Genomic DNA, 17,734 nt, shown 5'->3' on the forward strand with positions numbered 1-17,734 from the left:
TCGGCATTAGTTGCACGCGGTGATCTTGTAGACCCTGGCACCTCCTACCTGATTCAGCAGTTCAAAGCCCTCTGACGTGTCCACGTTGTTGAATCCTTGATTCCACCCGACGAACTCGGAGGTGGGAGAGTCGGACTGAATGAACGCCCTGATCTCATTGTCCTCGATTATCTCGCAAACTCGTGGATTCGAATGTATCTCATCGAAGTGCATCGCCAAGAATTTCTGTTCAGAATCTGCGGGCATGCGGTGGCCCTGGAACTGACGAGCATCAGAGAGGACCGATACCCAGGCTGTTCCCGAATCTGGGTCACCCACCACAAGGTCTCCCGGCTCCAGAACGTCGTCCAGGGTCTCGACCAGAGCGACTTCATCCTCTGTGAGTCCGACCCCTTCACTACCGTTACGGTCATAGTTCCTCGCCGCGAAGGCACTCTTTACAGAGTTGAGAGACCAAGAGTTCTCTGTCGTCCCGGCAACCAAAGCAACGACCGCTATCGACGCTCCAACCAAACGAAATCCGACTTTTGGATCCTTAGTTCTCTCCACCAAAGCAGAAATCATCGCCCAGGCTCCGACAGCTGCGAACGAAACCAGTGGCGCAGCGAGCACCGTTGAAAATCGGGAAGAGTCCTTCCACCACGGAGCGGTAAACACTCGCAAATACGACTCTGGTCCCGCCGCGACCATGTACAGGAACAACAGGAGCACCACCGTGAGTGCCATGACTACATTTCCTGTCACATTTCGGGACATCACGACGGCAACCGTCGCAAATAGCGCCAGAAGCAATGGAATAAGACTCGGGGACTGAAGGAATGTGGGCCCCAAAACCAGATGCTCAGCTGCCTGTCTGAACGAGATCGACTCCGTTTGTCTCCCGTTTATTCCCTGAATGTATCCAATTCGCGGAAGCAAAATCATGCCGCCTCCGATGAGCGCGATGGCTCCGATAGCGAGCGCAAAACCACCGAAATAACGTCTCTGACCGAAGAGACGTTTCACCACCCCGGCAGCACTCAAGAGACCCCAGATGACCACCGCTGCACCAACTAGAAGCACCGTGCTTATGTGAGCCGCTGCGGCTCCCAGTGTTGCAACAACAACTGCGGTTCCTATCCCCCAGGACGGAGACTTTATGAACCAGACCAGCAGGCCAAAAGCCTGAGTGACCAGAACAACCGCCAAACTATACGGGTAAATCGAGAAGGCAAAAATCTGAATTCCTGGAATCAAGACGATGGGGATTGCTAGCACGGGCGCGAGCAGCCCCACCTGAGGCTTTGACGGTGCGAGCGCTGCCGCAAGTGAGGCTATCGCCCACGGCCATAGAACAAGACCCACGGTTAAGGCACCGATGTTCGTTGCCTCGACAATGGAGTAAATCTGCGCCACGGGAACGACTAGCGCATGCCAGAGCGTTGGATAATAGGGCGCCGGACTCGTCCCGGGGTACAGCTCCGCAAAAGGACCCCTCGGGTCTGCATACCCGGTCTCTAAAATAATCCGAACGCCCTGCATGTGGTACACGGAATCGCCTACCGTGGGGAGCGCATCCGGCGTCCCCATCACAGGGATGATCGCGCTGCCGTAGGTGATGACAAAGACGGCGACGCCAGCTCCGACCCAGGCGACCTGGGACCATTTGATACCAGCAAGTTTGGGCACAAGAGCGTGCCCGCTTCTATCGACCCAGATTCGCGCGATCACCGAGATGGCGCTCACAACCAGTGCCAGTGCCACAACGTTAGCCAACCGCCAGCCAATTCCGAGTGCCGGAAGAAGTATCGTCCCAGCTCCGATTATCCCAGCCCCAACTACCGGAGAGTAGAGGAACGCCGCGGGTGCACGAAACCTAAGCCCTCCCCATAGGAGGGCGAATCCCGGCAAGACAAGAATTCCGAGTAGTAGGAGGACTCCCGGAACAATACCGAGCCAAGCGAGCAAGCTATTCACCTATGACGAGTCTGGGGGTTCCTTGCCAAAGAGTGGGGTCGGTGATGCGCCGACCATCAAACAAAACCCTGGTTCCCGGCAGATCAGCCGGGGTGATAGTTCTATAGTCGGAGTGATCGGCCTGAACGATTACAGCGTCAACGCTTTCACCAAAGTGGTACGGAAGCCAACCAAACGCCTCTATTTCCTCATCCGAATACATTGGATCTTGAACGACGACTTCTGCACCCACAGCGCGCAACGCGTCAACTGTCGGGAAAACACCCGAGAACGCAGTCTCCTTCACTCCACCACGATACGAAGCGCCCAATACCGCTACACGTAGCCCCTCTAACGATCCCAGAGTCTCTTGCACTCGATCCACGACGTACTGGGGCATGCCAGCGTTGAACTGGCGAGCCGTTCGAACGACAGAGGCGTCCGGGTCAGTCGATAGGTAGAGGCGCGGGTACACCGGAATGCAGTGACCACCAACCGCGATACCAGGTCGGTGGATATGACTGAATGGTTGGGAGTTACACGCATCGATCACTTTATCGACATCAAGACCGACCTTGTCGGCGTAGACGGCAAATTGATTGGCGAGTCCAATATTGACGTCTCTGTAGGTCGTCTCTGCAAGCTTTGCCATCTCAGCAGCTTCAGCGGAGCCCATGTCCCACACGCCGTTTGGACGCGGAAGATCCCCGCGCTCGTCAAAATCCAACACCTGCTTATAGAACTCAATGCCGCGCGCGGTACCCCGCTCGCTCAAGCCACCAACCAGCTTCGGATACTTGCGTAGGTCTTCAAAAACGCGCCCCGTAAGGACCCTTTCGGGAGAGAAAATCAGGTCGAAATCGGTGCCTTCAACCAGCCCCGAGACCTCCTCGATCAAAGGCTTCCAACGACCGCGAGTTGTTCCAACTGGCAACGTGGTCTCGTAAGAAATCAGTGTGCCTGGACTGAGATGCTCAGCCAACGATCTCGTTGCCGCATCCATCCATCCAAAATCAGGCTCCCAAGTCTCATCATTGACGAACAGTGGAACGACCAAGACCACGGCATCCGCAGTCGGTATCGCCTCAGCATAGTCCGTAGTCGCTCGTAGACGACCTGCGGGAACCAGTTCCGAGAGCTTATCTTGCAAATGTGCTTCGCCGGGAAATGGTTCCACACCCTGATTCACCAGGTCTACGGTCCCCTGGTTTACGTCAACTCCCACGACTTCATGGCCCGCATCGGCGAACTGAACCGCGAGCGGTAGACCAATCTTCCCAAGGGCAACAACAGCTATGCGCATCGAGTTCGTCTTCCTTAACAGCCGTGATCCTGCTAATGAGCACTGCAAGTCTACGTCTACTGTCTACCAAACCCCTGTTGCGCATCGGAAAGTTCACACACTTCTATCTATTGGCCACCCGAGCCCAAACACCAGTCTCCACTAAACTCAAAGCCATGCGAGTTCTTTCTGTCGTCGGCGCACGTCCCCAATTCGTGAAGCTAGCACCAATCGACGCGGCTTTCCGTAGTGCCGGTATAGACCACGTGATCGTTCACACGGGCCAACACTATGACCCCCTGCTTTCCGATGTCTTTTTCGAAGATCTGGGAATCTCGGCCCCGGACGTTCACCTGGGAATCGGATCTGGTTCTCATGGAAGACAAACCGGCTCGATGATGATCGCTCTTGATGACGTCTTCCTTGAGTATGACCCCGACTGGGTGCTGGTTTACGGTGATACTAACTCCACACTCGCCGCAGCAATCTGTGCTGCGAAACTCCACATCCCCCTGGCGCATCTTGAGGCGGGATTACGTTCGTTCAATCGCCAGATGCCCGAGGAACACAACCGCGTCCTCACCGACCACGCCGCCGATCTGCTGCTTCCACCAACGCAGGTTGGCGCCCGCCACCTCGCGAACGAGGGGATCGCAGAGGATCGCGTTATCGTCACTGGTGATGTCATGACCGATGTTCTCTACAGCACTCGTGATCAGGTGATGCATCAGGTCCCCCCGTTCACAGACAGCCTGGAACTACAGCCCGGCACCTACTCAGTGGCAACTATTCACAGGGCCGAGAACACGGACGACCCGGAGCGCCTGCGGGCGATCATTGATGCCCTGCAGAACATCGATCATCCGGTCGTGGTATTGGCACACCCTCGGTTGCTTGCAAAGTGCGCAGATCATGAACTCGAGCTAGGGGGCGGAAATCTCATAGTCCACACTTCGCTCGCTTACCCTCAGCTCGTCTCTGCTGTGATGAACTCTCGGGGGGTAGTAACAGACTCGGGCGGATTGCAGAAAGAGGCGTTTCTGCTTCGAATCCCCTGCACCACGGTTCGGACTGAAACCGAATGGACCGAAACCGTCGCCCTCGGATGGAACGTCCTGGTCGAACCGGGACCCGAACTTACCAAAGCAGCAAGTCGACCTCGCCCAGCCGATACCGATGCCGCACCATACGGCGATGGGCATGCCGCGCAAAAGGTGGTCGAAGCTCTTATCAGCGCCTCCGGCGAGGGGCTATCTGACTAGAGACATGAGGCCCTAATGGGCGTCTAGTTTGAGCACTGGTCTGTCGTCCGGTCTCACTAACTAGACTGGATTGGTGCCCGTCTCCGATTATTTTAGAAGACTCGCACCGCTATCCAAGGTAAAGACAAAAGATGGTAAAGAGAGCTACGCCGGGAACTCCCGCGACTGAGACCTCCCCTAGTGAGACGACTGGAGAGGCTCCAATATCAGCTGCCCAAGACAGCCGATCTCGCCGAATTGCTATGACACTAGGTAAGACCCTGGTCTGGCTCCTAATCTTGGCAGGGGCGATAGCATTCGCTCTAGGCCGGTGGGTTGTTCGCACTTTTGGGCACATAACCTTGGACCAGGCAATAATGAACTTGGACGGAGCCGGAGAGGGCGGCGGCAAAGAGTTCGTCTACGAAGCAATACTCGAAGCTCTCGTGGTGCCAATCATTCTTGTTATTTCCCTATGGCTTATAGTTCGAGTGATCCGAAATTCTCTTAGAAAACATGACTCTAGTTCAACGGTACGACGAGTGGCATATGTGCTTCCCGCACTTGTTCTTGCTGCGGTTCCCCTCGCGGGCGCTTGGTCATTAGGTTCGGCCCTACAGGTACGCCAGTACATCGCTTCGCGCGATCCATCCCTTGACCTTGCTGACCATTACGTTCTGCCACAGCTTCAGGAGAGCAATGACGATTCTCCAACCAATCTTGTACTCATCTACCTTGAGTCGATCGAAAACACGTTTGGGGACGACGAGGTATTCGAGATCAATATGCTCGAATCGATACAGGAGGCGACGGCGGATTGGGATTACATCGACCCTCTAGAGCAGTATCCGGGCGGCGGATGGACAATGTCCGGTATCGTCTCGACTCAGTGTGGGATTCCCCTAAGGATGCCACCGTCGGCGGGTATCGAAGGGACTGAGACTCTCGATCACTCGAGCGAACTCAACCGTATGACGACCAGTTCTTACCTTGCTGGCACAACCTGTCTTGGCGATGTACTGCAAGAACAAGGCTACAAGAATGTGTTCATGGGTGGCGCAGATGCTTCTTTTGCATCCAAGGGACAGTACTTCACACAGCACGGTTACTCAGAATTTCTAGATAGGAAATATTGGGAACAACAGGGCGAAACAGAGTTCACCGAATCCTGGGGACTGTCCGATTCGAGACTGCTCGAGAACGCGAAGGCCGAACTAGCAAAGCTTGAATCTGAGGGCGAGCCGTTTTCACTTACCGTGCTTACTCTGGACACACATGAACCGGCGCCCCGATTCGCGTCCTGTGAACAGAGATCGGAATACCCTCTGGTTGATGCAACAAGGTGCTCAATGGATGCCGTTGCCGATTTCCTCAGTTTCGCCAGTAGACAAGGATACTTAGAGGACACAACCTTCGTTGTCATGGGCGATCATCTAAAGTTTATTACCACCGGTGAAAGCCTGGGAGCGGACTTCACTGACTACGAAAACCGCAGTATCTTCAACCGAATCGAGTCTCCGGTAGCAGGTGAGATACGCCTGAAGACTGTCGATCAGTTCGATATGTTTCCGACAATCCTGGAGGCAATGGGATTCGCGCTCACCGATGGGCGAGCCGGGCTCGGAGTGTCGGCATACAACGCGAGCACTCCCCCAGGTTCGCTTCATCAACTCTCTTCTGAGGAACGAGAGGCTCTGATACGCTCGCGTTCCTCAGACTTCTTTGCGAGTATGTGGGCCGAATAGAAGGTCGCGGCTAACTCATGCCTTCGTGCGGATTCTCTCGTAGATATCCGAGTACATAGTTGCCACGGATTCGGGCGAGAAGCGAGCGGCAACACTGTTTGAAATCTGCTCGGCGCTCACCGAGCTAGTCTTGTCCCGTAGCCGGATTAGCGCTTCTGCATAGGCTTCAGGGGTCTGATCCACGACGATCTCACAGAAACGTGGGTCTGCATACTCCACGTGACCACCCTGATCGCTGGCACATATCGGACGTCCATTCACCAACGCCTCTGCAGCGGCGACGAAAAAGTTTTCTCCTTTTGTCGGACCAAAGAATATGTCCGCCGCAGCGAGCGCCTCCTCAACATCACTGGGGCTTCCTGATCCGGGAAAATATGCCTCAACACCAAGTTCGCGGGCCAGAGCAACTGCTTCTTCACGCTGGTCGCCATCGCCTATCCAACGCAGCGATGCATCGATACCCCGTCGAGACAGTTCAAAAAGAGTACGAACGGCAAGAAGTGGGTTCTTCCTGTCGATGACTCCCCCGGTCGACATGAGTCTCATTGTTGGCTCTGCATCCCTGTAGGGTGCCAGAGTCCGTGGCGCTGGCACAATGCAGGGGATTATCTCAACCGGGCGGGAGCCTCGGAACCTTCGAATCGGCTCTGCCAGACGTTCACTTTCGGCAACAACAACATCGGGAAGCCGAAGTAGCGACGCAAAGGCTGGCCGTACTGCTTGAAGTAATAGACTCGCCGAGTCTGGGGAGCTGAGAGCGGACCAGTGTTCCGTGTGAATCCACGGAATCCGACCCCTCGACATCGAGACTACTGGCAACGCCGATATAGCGTGGGAATGCACTATATCGGAGCCCTTGAGTGCCGCTCTTAGGTGGGCTTGGGCTTTTGCTACTGACACCGGATTAGCCGGATCCATTCCGATTCTTAGTAGCTGCACACCGTCACACCGGCTAAGTCGGCTTGTGCCAGCCTCCAAATCTCGGTCCAAGTGAACCACTCTGACATCTAGACCCGCTCTGTGCAGGGCAACCACTTCTCGCTGCACAAACAGTCCCGAAACGGGTCGATCCGGTGTTGGATACCAGGGAGAGACGACCGTGATCACCGGATCTCCCCCCGGATCTGAGGCGTCCTTATCCGCCACACCTTCAACAAACTCCGCCACGGAACTTCCAGCAGCCTCCAAAGAGCGATTATCTTTTACCCACCGGTGAAGTCTCCACGACTCATCTCGTTTCGCCAGTGGTGCTTCAAGTGCCGATGTGAGAGTCTGTGCCACCTTCTGAGGCTCGTGAGAGGAGACAAATCCTAGCCCATTTGCCTCAATCTCATCGGCGACTGGCCCCACCCCCGCGTATAGGACCGGCGTGCCTGAAGACAGAGCCGCCAACACTTTCGTTGGGTAGGCAAAGTCGTATCCCTTGCCCGGAACAATTGAAACCAACGCCAACTCTGCTCCACCGAGTAGGCGCGCGACCTGTTCTGGACTCACCTGGGGTAGCTGGACCACGACATCACGCTTGGCGCTCTTGTGCAGTTGCCTTGCCGTCTCACCGATTACGTCCCAGCGGGAACCCTGGCCCACGAAAACGATCTGTACCTGTGGATCGTTCTTCATCAGGTATTCGGCCGCCTCGGCAAACACCTCGGCTCCCTGCCACTCCGAGGCTGTTCCGGCGTACAACAGGTATGGCCCGGTGATCCCCATTTCACGCAGCTCACCCTCTGAAAGAGGGACAGCATCAGGTGTGTAGACACTGGTATCAATTCCGTTTGGAATGACGCACACGTTCTTTGCCCCAAGGGACCTAGCCCGTTCGGCTACTCCCTCGCTTACCGCAATCACCCCTGCTGCTCCGCTGAGTGTAAAGCTCTCAAGTGCTCTGACCACCGATACGACAGGTGCTGACGTTCCGGCAATCTTTGTCGCATCTGACCATACGTCAGCGGCATACCAGACATAGGGAACCCGCCGTATGGCACAGGCTAAGCGAACGAAGAACCCTGTCGTCGGTGGCGGTTCAACGAGCACAACGTCAGATCGTTTGCAGGTAAGAAGCCGGAAAAACAAAGGAAGGTCGAACGACATATATGGCACGTACCCTCGAAGGTACCCCGTCTTGTCGCGCATGACCGGCCAACGAAGAACGGTTCCGTCAGAGTCTTTTTCCCCTCTGCTGAGCGGAGTCGAGGGATGGGTCAGAGAAGACCTGGCGGCGGCTCCTTCGAAACACGAGGTTAACACCGTGACCTCATCGCCTCTCTCTATAAGGGCGTGTGCGACCGCCCTTAAGCGAAATGATGCGGCGGCGGGTTCGGGATCGAAAATGCGCGAGGCGATGACGACCTTGACCATCTTCCTATTCGCCTCCAATCGCGCGCCGATAGATTTCGGCATACCTCAACACGAATGATTCCTCTCCGTACCGTTCCACACAACGCCGTGCTCGGTCCTCGCGACTCTGGGAATCTGTCGGCCACTCTTGGATCGCGGTCATTGCTTTGGTCAACTGCCGCTGATTGCCGACATCGATCAGAATCCCGTCCGAGTCAGTCACGATGTCCTCACCACCCCAGGTTCGCGTGGCGATAACCGGAATCCCCTGCGACAGCGCCTCAACGAGCACGACTCCCATCGTCTCAGAGTCCGAGGGAAGAACAAAAGCGTCAAGTTGTCGAAGGAAGCCCGACACCTCCGTCCGTGGAATCCGACCCTGAAACTCCACGCTACCTCCGATACCAAGTTCACTCGTCTGTTCTTCGAGTGCTTGACGATCAGGTCCATCCCCACCTATGACCAGCCGCGCCAACGGATTAACTATCAGGACTTCGGCAAACGACTTCAAAAGCAGATCGACGCGCTTCACGGGATCTAGTACCGACAAGTGCCCATACGTGAACGTCTCCCGTTGTACTGATGATGGGGACTCCCGGATCCTTGAGGTTGAAGGTCCCTTAAGTTCAGGGAGCAAGTTCGGGGAGGTGGACCACGAGTTGGACCCCGTCCGAAAACGAGCTTCCATGTATCTGGCCTGTCCTGAAGAGACCGCTTGTAGACTCGCGGCTCCCTGTGCGATCCATGTTTCTATGCGGCGCCCCACAGCGGTGCGCGTGGGAAGGTGCCGCAGGCTCCGGTGCTCTGTGTAAACATATGGGACTCCGTGCTCTTTTGAGAGTCGTGAAGCAATCACGGCACCCGGATAGTAGCTGTGGGCATGAAGCACGTCCGGGCGACCAAATCTCGCAACGTAAGCGTTCCAGGAATCCTCAATTTGAGCTTTAGCCAGCAGAACATTCGCGAGGCGTTGCATCGGCAGATACTGGTGAAACGTCGAACGGGCGACGCCCACGCCGTTCTCAACACCGACCCTAGGCCCGCTCCTTGGCCGACCTCCCCGGGTGTAGATCGGTATCGGCTTAAGTGATAACACCCCTACCTTGAGACCGTTGGAGGCTAACGTCTGCGCTTGTTCCCGGAAGAAAGAGCCGTTGAGGTCCTCAACGTCGCTCGGATACCAAGAGGGAATCATCAGAACATGGACAGGATGAACTCCCGTGTCGGTCTCGTTAGCGCTCAGGATTTCAGCCACCGAATCCGCACGAGTCTTCCAGGTGTTTCGACTTCCGGCCGCTGCCGCATTTTGGGCCTTGGTTAGGATCTCGCTAGGGTGCTCTTTCAGTCTGGTCAGTACTGACCTAAGCGCGCGCTCGCTGAAATCGACCACCCAACCAGCGTCGTTTTCTCGGACCACGTCGGCTGCAAGGGTTCCCTCAGAAACAAGGATTGGGACTCCGTTGCCCAGGTACTCATAGAGCTTCATCGGAGCTGCGAAAGAGCGGTATTCCTGCGGTCTCATCATCAAACATGCGACATCTGCCGACCTGTAGAGGGGAACTAGTCCCTCGCCCGATTCATGCACGACGCGAACCGAGTTACCCAACAAGCCCTCGTACTCCTTCGAGGCAGACTCCCATTGATCCGGGCGGGTGCAGATCGTCAACTCGACCCCATCAACGTCACGTACGGCTCGTAGCAGTTCGGAGATGTCATAGTGCTCGCCCCCAACTGCGCCAACATACAACATGCGAAGCGTTGTGAGCTTTTTAGTTCGATCCTTCTTTAGGTCACTAACCGCATCACATCCCGGGGGAAGCGCGACGGTACGAATATCTTTGAGGTGGGGAATGTAATCCGCCATCTTCTGCGAGGGCAAAAAAAGGACATCTACGTATCGATTGAAGGTATCGATCTCTCGGGCGTAGAGCTGTCGCATCGCGAGCGCAACAAGTCTACCCACACTCTTTTGGTATTCCTCGAAAGCCCAGTAGACGTCCCGATAGAACACGCCGGATGGCACGCCCCACCTGTGTAGAAACTGAAAGATTCTCCGGTCCAGGTTGAGGATCAAGGGAAAGTGTTTGGGTTCGGTGAAGGATGAGGGAATTGTCGCGGCCTCTGAATATACAAAGTCGGGTCGCCACCCCAACTCCATTCGTTTCTTCAAATTTGCGAATTTCGCCCTCCGCTCAGCGGAGTATCCCGTAATCGTAAATACCTCGTAACCAAGCAAACGAAACGCCTGGAGCATCTTCCACGGCCTTATTCCCGATGCAGAGGTTGCACCGTTAACAACGGGAAATGGGGCATGGAAGATCATGCGCTTAGCTTCCATTGGCGCACCTACCTTGACGTCCCAGCGTCCAACTAGCGATGTGGTACCGCAGCGGTGCCTGGCGGGAAAATATCTCGGCACGATTGACGGGCACTAGCGCATCAAATGAATGCAATCTTGAACGCTCCACCAGTAGGTCGGATAGTTCTTTGAGACTCGTGTTTCCCTCACATATTCCCCGAATGAGCCTGTGCTCAGATCGGGACAGGCATCCGAGTGCTCCCGGATCGGACGCAATAACTGAGCGCGTGAGTTTCTGAAGATCTTTTCTGTCCTGCTCTGACAGACCGCCAGCCACCCGGTTTCGGACCGCGTCGGGTATGTTGCTTCTGAGGATCTTGACAATCAATGCCCTGCGCTGCCCATCAACCGACATTCCCGGTGCGGAAGGATCCGTGGCCAACGGTATCCACTTCAACTCAGAAGCGACCGATCTCCTAGTAGTTGTCACTCTTACGTCTTGGTCAGAATGAACCACGTATCCTGGCGGACCAAAAGCAAACGCGATCCGAGCTCCGGAAAACCACACTTTGTTAGAGAACAGGATATCCTCTCCGGTCGGGATGTCCGTTGGGAATCTAACCTCTCCAAACACGCTTCTTCTTATCAGCCCAAGCGGAGCCGCTCGATAAACGAGGCGGTCTTTAGCTCCGTCAAGGTCGACTCTTCGACCCACACGAACAGGTGGTACAGAGGCCGATATTCCCTCGGGTTCTTGGCGATTAGCTATGACGAAGTCAGCGCCATTTCCGCGTTCAGCTATTTCCATCCATCGGTCTATTGCTCCGGGCTCCAAAGTATCGTCGCTCCCAAGCAAAGCCGTGAACTCCGCGCTTGCACAGTCAAACCCAAGATTCATGGGACCGGATGGGCTGTGGATTCCGTCGGCGCAATGGACCAATAGCACCCGTTCGTCGTGCGCCCATTCGCCCAGCTGCCCCGCTATGAGTTCGCGTGACACATTGTGCGCGACGACTATGGTCCGAATCGGCGTTCGGTTGTTTTTCAGTACAGATGCAACCGCCCTGGCGATAGGTCGCTTCGGATCGTGCACCGCAATGATGACATCGACCCGCGCACGGGGCCGGTAATCCCCGTCACCGCCCGTAGTGGTTTGAGGAGAGCAGATCCGGGTAACCGCCTCGCGCCACACCTCAAGCATTGGCGTTACATCAACGTGGGTGGCCGCAACCGAGGCATTCTGCTTCCACTCGTTGATTCGCTCTGCATCTAGTCCATCGATCGTTCTGACGAGGGCGTCTTCAGAGAAGTCGTCGGTCACAGCTCCGATGCCATACTGCTCTACCCGCCTGGCCATCTCCTCGGTGGGTCCGACTACAACTCCGAGGCGCGCTTGAACAAAGTCAAAGAACTTGTTTGGTAGCGCAAGAACGTTATTGGTGGCGGTCGCCGGGAGAAAGTGTATGCCGACGTCGTAGTGGTTTAGAGTTCCGACAAGGTCCCCTCGTGCGATTGGCTCTAGGACCCGGATTCTCGGGCCAAGATCATCACTTAGTTGTTCGAGGGAGCGGTGATATTGGGTTCCGGTACCCGTCAGATACAGGTCCAGCGTCACCTCTGAGATCGAGCGAGCTACGGCCCGCATCATTATCTCGATATGGCGATTAGGCAGCGCTGCTCCCGCGTGAACCAGACGTATTGGATGGTGTACCGGGGTCGGGTCAACATTAACCAGTGGAAGAGCATTCTCAACGACCCCGGGTTCGAATCCGAACTCGTTCATATAGCGCTTCGCAATTGCGGCAGAAACCGTCGTCGTTGAAACGGCGTTGGAGGCGTGATTTGCAAGCATCCAGCGGTAGTACGGTTGACGAAGCTTCACCCAGCCCTCGTCCTGATCCTGAAGCCCCGGATAGTACTCGTGAAGATCAGCGTGAACCCGATCAGCACCAAACAGTTCTATGGCCAAACCAACCGGTTCGATATCGTTGGCGATCACCGCGTCGAACTCTCGTCCCGCCAGTAGTCTGTGGGCCGCGAGATTATCAGCTTCAAGTCGTTGAGCTAATCCGTACAGGCCAAGGTGCAGGAGCGTAGCCCGAACCCGGTCACCGCTCTTCGACTCCTTGCAGTCAAAAAGCAGTAGCTCGGCCGGCGTTTCAAAGGAATCACCGTGACCGCACACCGTCACGTTAAAGTCGTTCGATAACGCCCCGATCTGTTTCAGCAACCGCGCATCGTGCGAGATATCTGAGTAAGAAATAAGCAGGACGCTCGGCTTTTCTCTGTTTGATGTTTGCTCTCCGCACTCTAGCGGGACCAGTTGCTGTCTTCCAGACCCCCATTTGCCGTCAAGGAAATCTCTAGACCAGATTCCCACGAGCGAGTTTTCCCGCAGAAGACGACCCAAACGACTTACGTCGCTTTGATCCTTCACAAACGCCTCGAACGCAAGCGGATGGTTCATCTGCGTTCTGATGCTCCAGGCTCGATTCAGGGGACGATTTACTCCGGTCTTTCGCGCCAGCTTCACAACCTGGTCGCGGAACGGAACTCGAGCGGAGTCAGCAGGAGCCTCAATGTAGCCTATGGCTTCATCGATCCCGGCTTGCTCGGCATAGACCCAATCAACAAACTTCTGATACCAGCGACGGTCCGCAGTTAGCTCTTCTGAGCCGATGATCCAAGCGTTCAGGGAGCGAGGCCAGTAAAGAGGTAGGGCCCAGTTCCATCCGAAATGCTCATAGGCGCTCATCGAGTTGTTGATGTACTTCGCCTGGCGCTCCCGAAAGTTGAACAGGCTGACTGCGTTCTGAACACGTCTGCTGTTATTTGGAACCAGCCCAAATGTGCGTCTGATAGATTTGCGAAACTCTGGGCTTCGCTCAAGACGAGTTGTAGCCGACGAGCCAGCACAATGATGCTCTGCGATCACGGCGACAATATCCGATGCCGACACCCCGTTCTTCAGGATCTGCTCATCATGCATAGCACCCACGGGGGTGTGCCCCGGCAGGATGATTGCGTCGTCTTCTACTAGCCCGTCCCTCTTACATTTTCGTAACGCATACCAGTCTTGGACGTGTGGCAGAGCGCTTGCATTCCACGTGTCAGAGCGGAAGGAATCCGTTTCTTCACTAAACCACGTAACTGAGACATCTGCCGGGTCCATCTCAACGAAGACCCACGGAATGTCTAGAGCATCCGCCACAGATCTAGACATCGCCGCCTCCGGGATGCCACGTTTTCCGTACGTGAACGCCAAGATGTTCGATGCACCGCGCCGCTTCAGCATGGCGGCAATCAGCCTAGAGTCAAGGCCTCCAGAAAGCGGGACGACAAGCTGACGGCCATTTGAGCGTTCAATAAGGTCGTCAAAATCGGCATCCAAAGCGGCAAGATACTGAACCCCATACTCGTGTGCATCTCCCATTGCGCTATCTGCTGGGTGTAGCGGAAGGCCGGTAAACTCGACTTTCGGCTCGGCACCGTCCAGGGGAAGAGTGACGATGGACGACGCCTCGACCATAGAAACCCCCTCGACCAGAGTTCCCTCGTTCAAAGTAAACCCTGTCAGTGCGAATACCTCTGCCTCACTCCGATCTCGCCTCCAGTCTGGCAACAACGACCGAAGCGCGTCGGGATGATCGGTGATAATCCATTTCTCCCCCGCGCGAGCATAGAAAAGCGCATGCGAGCGTACGACGTCTTCCATCAACACAATGCAGTCTTGGCGCACCAGCACAGCACACCAGTTTGTTTCCATCTCGTGAGCGACACCGTCGTCAAGGAAGCGCCTTGAAACCGGCCGCATGGGACCGAGGCTGTCCCAGAAACAAGATGTGTTGTCTCGAGAAAACTGCCAGTTCGGAGACCGCAGATCAAGAATGTAGCTACCGGTTTGAAGAAACATGGTCTCCTCCGCTCGATCGTGAGCGTTCTTTTTGGACCCTCGCACTCACGCGCTTCCGTCGAAGCTCTTTTCGCCACCAACTGTGACGATGTACTAACCCTGCGACTCGCGCCGGCAATCGATTATCCAGGTATCGGGAATTCGCTATGACGCCCATCGACGCGTTGAAGTCTCTCTCTAGAAGCGACACCAAGATAGCGTTCCAAGTTCGGGTGAAACCTTGGTCAAATCCCTGAGCCTTCCCCTGCATCTGCGCGACCAGATCACAAAGCCACTCAAAGTCACCCTGGCCCCAGTCTTCGCGACTTCTGCGGTCTTGGAATAGGGGGACAACGCTCACCTGAAAGATCTTTTCGGCCAAGTCTTGTCTTTCGCGAATCGAGAGGGAGTTGATCAGGTCGCTCTCCCACAGATCGCTCAGGGCGGCCATATGCTCCGAAAGAGGTTTCTCGATTGTTGTGACGCGCGAGGAAGCATCGCTCCCGACCACGTATGCCGGATCACTTGCGTAGTAGGAAATTGAAATGCCCGACGTCCATAATCTGGTGCTCGTCTTCAAGTCTTCTCCAGATACCACATCTTCGTCGAATGAATAGTCGGGATTCTGAAGGATCTCTGTTCTAAACAGGCCAAGCGGCGCAGTCCGATGAAAAAGTCGATCCTTTGCGCCCCGAAGGTTGCGTTGACGAGATGTCACTGGAAGAACCACGTTGGCTGAAAGGTGATCTGGTCTAAGCGGAGCAATTACGCCGTCCGCCCCGTCCTGCTTGAGGTGAGTCATCATCAGGTCTAGCGCCCCATCCTCGAACCAGTCGTCCGAGCCCATAATTCCTAACCAGGGAGCAGTCACCTCGCGCACGCCCTCGTTGAATGCAGCACCCGGCTTTCCAACGTTTCGACTTACTTCAACCACACGCACCCGGGGATCATCAGGTAGGTCCAGAACGGACGGGTCGATCCCATGAGCCACAACCACTACCCCTGCTTGTGGACAGGCGAGAACGGAATCTACGGCTCTTCTGATCGGACGATCTTCACGGTGTACAGGAACGACAACCTCTGCCTTTAGGGAACCTGACGGTCTGCTGACCATTGCACCTGACTTTCTGTCGTTATTGTGTCTGGATGTAAGCTTAGTCCCGGCTTCAGGCCGATTTTTTGGACGCAAGAGGGGATCCAGATGAAACAAGCACTTGGGCGCCTCCGATCGATTCTGCCCTACTTACCAGAGGGCGCGGTGCCCTACATGGTGCGATACGTGGTGCTGTCTTGTCTTCTTACTCTGCTTGATGTCGCCGCGCTGATGCTACTTGCCCTCTCACTTTCGACAATGTTGCAGGGCGATGATGTCGTAATCCCAGTCATAAACTTCACGGTCAGCCAGGACAATTACGTCTGGCTGTTGGTGGTCGTCTCGGCGCTTATCCTCCTGAAGTCCCTGCTCTCCCTGCTACAACAGTGGTTCGCAACCAGACGATTTACCGAGTTTGAGTTGACCCTCGGCCTGCGTTTGTTCGACGCATACATCGGAGCACCTTGGATTGATCGACTTGCCCGATCAACTGCGACACTGGTGAGAATGGCCGATGTTGGAGTAGCGGCGTTGGTCAGTGGACTGATCATGCCGCTGATCGCTCTCCCAGCGGCACTAGTCTCTACGATTTTGATACTTGTAACGTTGCTCGTTGTTCAGCCTCTAACAGCGGTGGTCTCGATCTTCTACCTCGGGGGCATTGCCGTCCTCATGAGCGTAGTTCTGAGTAAGAAAACGTTAGAGGCGGGTAGCGTCAATCAGCGTTACAGCTACAAGGTCGCCTCGCTCATGACAGATATGGTGGGCGCCCTAAAAGAGATCACGCTTCGCAACAAGTTCGACGAGGTGGCGGGCGAAGTGCGAAGCAACAGAAAACACTCCACTCGTGCCAGGGCGAACATACAGTTTCTTGGCTCCATCCCCAAGTTTGTAATGGATGGCGCTCTGGTCGGAGGATTCCTCCTTGTTGGCGCAATCTCGTACCTGGTGGACGGCAACCTTAACGACGCTATCGGAGCCGTTGTCATGTTCGCGGTGACCTCCATGCGCCTGATTCCCTCACTCCTCACGTATCAGACAACAGTCAATACTCTCAACTCCAACGCGGCACAGATAGACGCCGTACTACGCGATCTTCGATCAGCCGATAAGTACCGCTCCACCACGGAGCACCTGGGCAAGGAACCGCTACTCCACGACCCCGAAGAACTGACCCTCGATAACGTGACCTTTACCTACCCGAACCGTGATGAACCCGCAGTGAGTGAAGTTTCGATGTCTATCAAGATGGGTTCGAGAGTCGGCATCGTCGGTGAATCCGGATCGGGAAAATCTACTCTGGTGGATATCATTCTTGGTCTTCTTGTACCCCAAGAAGGCAAGGTGAGTGTTGATGGGCAGGACATCACCGATGTGATGACAGATTGGCGTTCTCGAGTCGGCTACGTCCCACAGGACGTTTCACTGTTTGATGGCACTATCGCCCAGAATGTTGCCTTGACTTGGCAGGACGACATTGACACCGAGAAGGTCATAGAGTGCCTGAAAAAAGCCCAAATGTGGAAAGCGGTGCAAGAACGGCCTGGGGGTCTGGGAGCCAAGATTGGTGAACGAGGCATTGCTCTGTCAGGGGGGCAACGCCAAAGACTCGGCATCGCGCGTGCCCTCTACGCCGATCCGTACATCCTGATAATGGACGAGGCGACATCCGCACTTGACACGAAGACCGAAGCCAAAATAACGAAGGCACTTAGCAAACTACGGGGCGAAGTTACCGTGATCTCAATCGCCCACCGTCTTTCGACAGTCAAGGATGCCGATGAGCTGTTTTACATGGAAAACAGCTTCGTCCTCGCCCACGGAACATTTGACGAGGTGGTAGCGGACGTTCCGAACTTCCGTGAACAGGCTCAACTAGCTGGACTGCTGGAACACGCCGAGAAGTAAGC

General features: G+C 55.4%; 9 protein-coding genes. 3 read left to right on the top strand and 6 right to left on the bottom strand.

The window, feature by feature from the left end; genetic code table 11:
- Positions 1-6 precede the first annotated feature (6 nt).
- Positions 7-1,947: a DUF6541 family protein gene (locus U6G28_00610; GenBank protein ID WRS30230.1), complete on the bottom strand. Its 1,941-nt coding sequence runs from the start codon at positions 1,945-1,947 to the stop codon at positions 7-9.
- Position 1,948: 1 nt separating this feature from the next.
- Positions 1,949-3,238, bottom strand: a complete 1,290-nt coding sequence (locus U6G28_00615) for a nucleotide sugar dehydrogenase (protein WRS30231.1) — start codon at positions 3,236-3,238, stop codon at positions 1,949-1,951.
- Positions 3,239-3,393: 155 nt separating this feature from the next.
- Between U6G28_00615 and wecB the strand changes: the two genes are divergently transcribed.
- Both wecB and U6G28_00625 read left to right on the top strand, forming a co-directional pair.
- Entirely contained in the window at positions 3,394-4,479 is a 1,086-nt protein-coding gene (wecB, locus tag U6G28_00620; GenBank protein ID WRS30232.1) for a UDP-N-acetylglucosamine 2-epimerase (non-hydrolyzing), read from the top strand.
- Between the two features lie 242 nt (positions 4,480-4,721).
- Positions 4,722-6,203 carry a sulfatase-like hydrolase/transferase gene (locus U6G28_00625; protein ID WRS30233.1) on the top strand — a complete coding sequence of 494 codons (1,482 nt, stop codon included), beginning with the start codon at positions 4,722-4,724 and terminating at the stop codon, positions 6,201-6,203.
- 15 nt (positions 6,204-6,218) lie between these two features.
- Here the strand turns inward: U6G28_00625 and U6G28_00630 are convergent, their stop codons facing one another.
- From U6G28_00630 to U6G28_00645, 4 genes are all read right to left on the bottom strand, one after another.
- Entirely contained in the window at positions 6,219-8,603 is a 2,385-nt protein-coding gene (locus U6G28_00630; GenBank protein ID WRS30234.1) for a glycosyltransferase, read from the bottom strand.
- Positions 8,566-10,878, bottom strand: coding sequence for a glycosyltransferase (locus U6G28_00635; GenBank protein ID WRS30235.1), 2,313 nt, complete (start codon positions 10,876-10,878; stop codon positions 8,566-8,568). Before U6G28_00635 ends, U6G28_00630 begins: the two co-directional genes overlap by 38 nt.
- Complete coding sequence (locus U6G28_00640; GenBank protein ID WRS30236.1) at positions 10,868-14,653, bottom strand: asparagine synthase-related protein; 3,786 nt, start codon at positions 14,651-14,653, stop codon at positions 10,868-10,870. Before U6G28_00640 ends, U6G28_00635 begins: the two co-directional genes overlap by 11 nt.
- 79 nt (positions 14,654-14,732) lie before the next feature.
- The gene (locus U6G28_00645; protein WRS30237.1) at positions 14,733-15,845 is read right to left on the bottom strand and encodes a glycosyltransferase family 2 protein; all 1,113 of its coding nucleotides are present in this window, start codon (positions 15,843-15,845) and stop codon (positions 14,733-14,735) included.
- Between the two features lie 87 nt (positions 15,846-15,932).
- Between U6G28_00645 and U6G28_00650 the strand changes: the two genes are divergently transcribed.
- On the top strand, positions 15,933-17,732 hold the full coding sequence (locus U6G28_00650; protein WRS30238.1) for an ABC transporter ATP-binding protein: 1,800 nt from the start codon (positions 15,933-15,935) through the stop codon (positions 17,730-17,732).
- Positions 17,733-17,734: the final 2 nt, after the last annotated feature.

Source organism: Actinomycetaceae bacterium MB13-C1-2 (genome assembly GCA_035621235.1).
Lineage (GTDB): Bacteria > Actinomycetota > Actinomycetes > Actinomycetales > Actinomycetaceae > Scrofimicrobium.

Excerpts from the sequence above, each read along its gene's own strand:
- U6G28_00640 (WRS30236.1), bottom strand. The coding sequence starts at position 14,653 with ATGCGGCCGGTTTCAAGGCGCTTCCTTGACGACGGTGTCGCTCACGAG.
- U6G28_00635 (WRS30235.1), bottom strand. The coding sequence starts at position 10,878 with ATGGAAGCTAAGCGCATGATCTTCCATGCCCCATTTCCCGTTGTTAAC.
- U6G28_00630 (WRS30234.1), bottom strand. The coding sequence starts at position 8,603 with ATGCCGAAATCTATCGGCGCGCGATTGGAGGCGAATAGGAAGATGGTC.
- U6G28_00615 (WRS30231.1), bottom strand. The coding sequence starts at position 3,238 with ATGCGCATAGCTGTTGTTGCCCTTGGGAAGATTGGTCTACCGCTCGCG.
- U6G28_00625 (WRS30233.1), top strand. The coding sequence starts at position 4,722 with ATGACACTAGGTAAGACCCTGGTCTGGCTCCTAATCTTGGCAGGGGCG.
- wecB (WRS30232.1), top strand. The coding sequence starts at position 3,394 with ATGCGAGTTCTTTCTGTCGTCGGCGCACGTCCCCAATTCGTGAAGCTA.
- U6G28_00645 (WRS30237.1), bottom strand. The coding sequence starts at position 15,845 with ATGGTCAGCAGACCGTCAGGTTCCCTAAAGGCAGAGGTTGTCGTTCCT.
- U6G28_00650 (WRS30238.1), top strand. The coding sequence starts at position 15,933 with ATGAAACAAGCACTTGGGCGCCTCCGATCGATTCTGCCCTACTTACCA.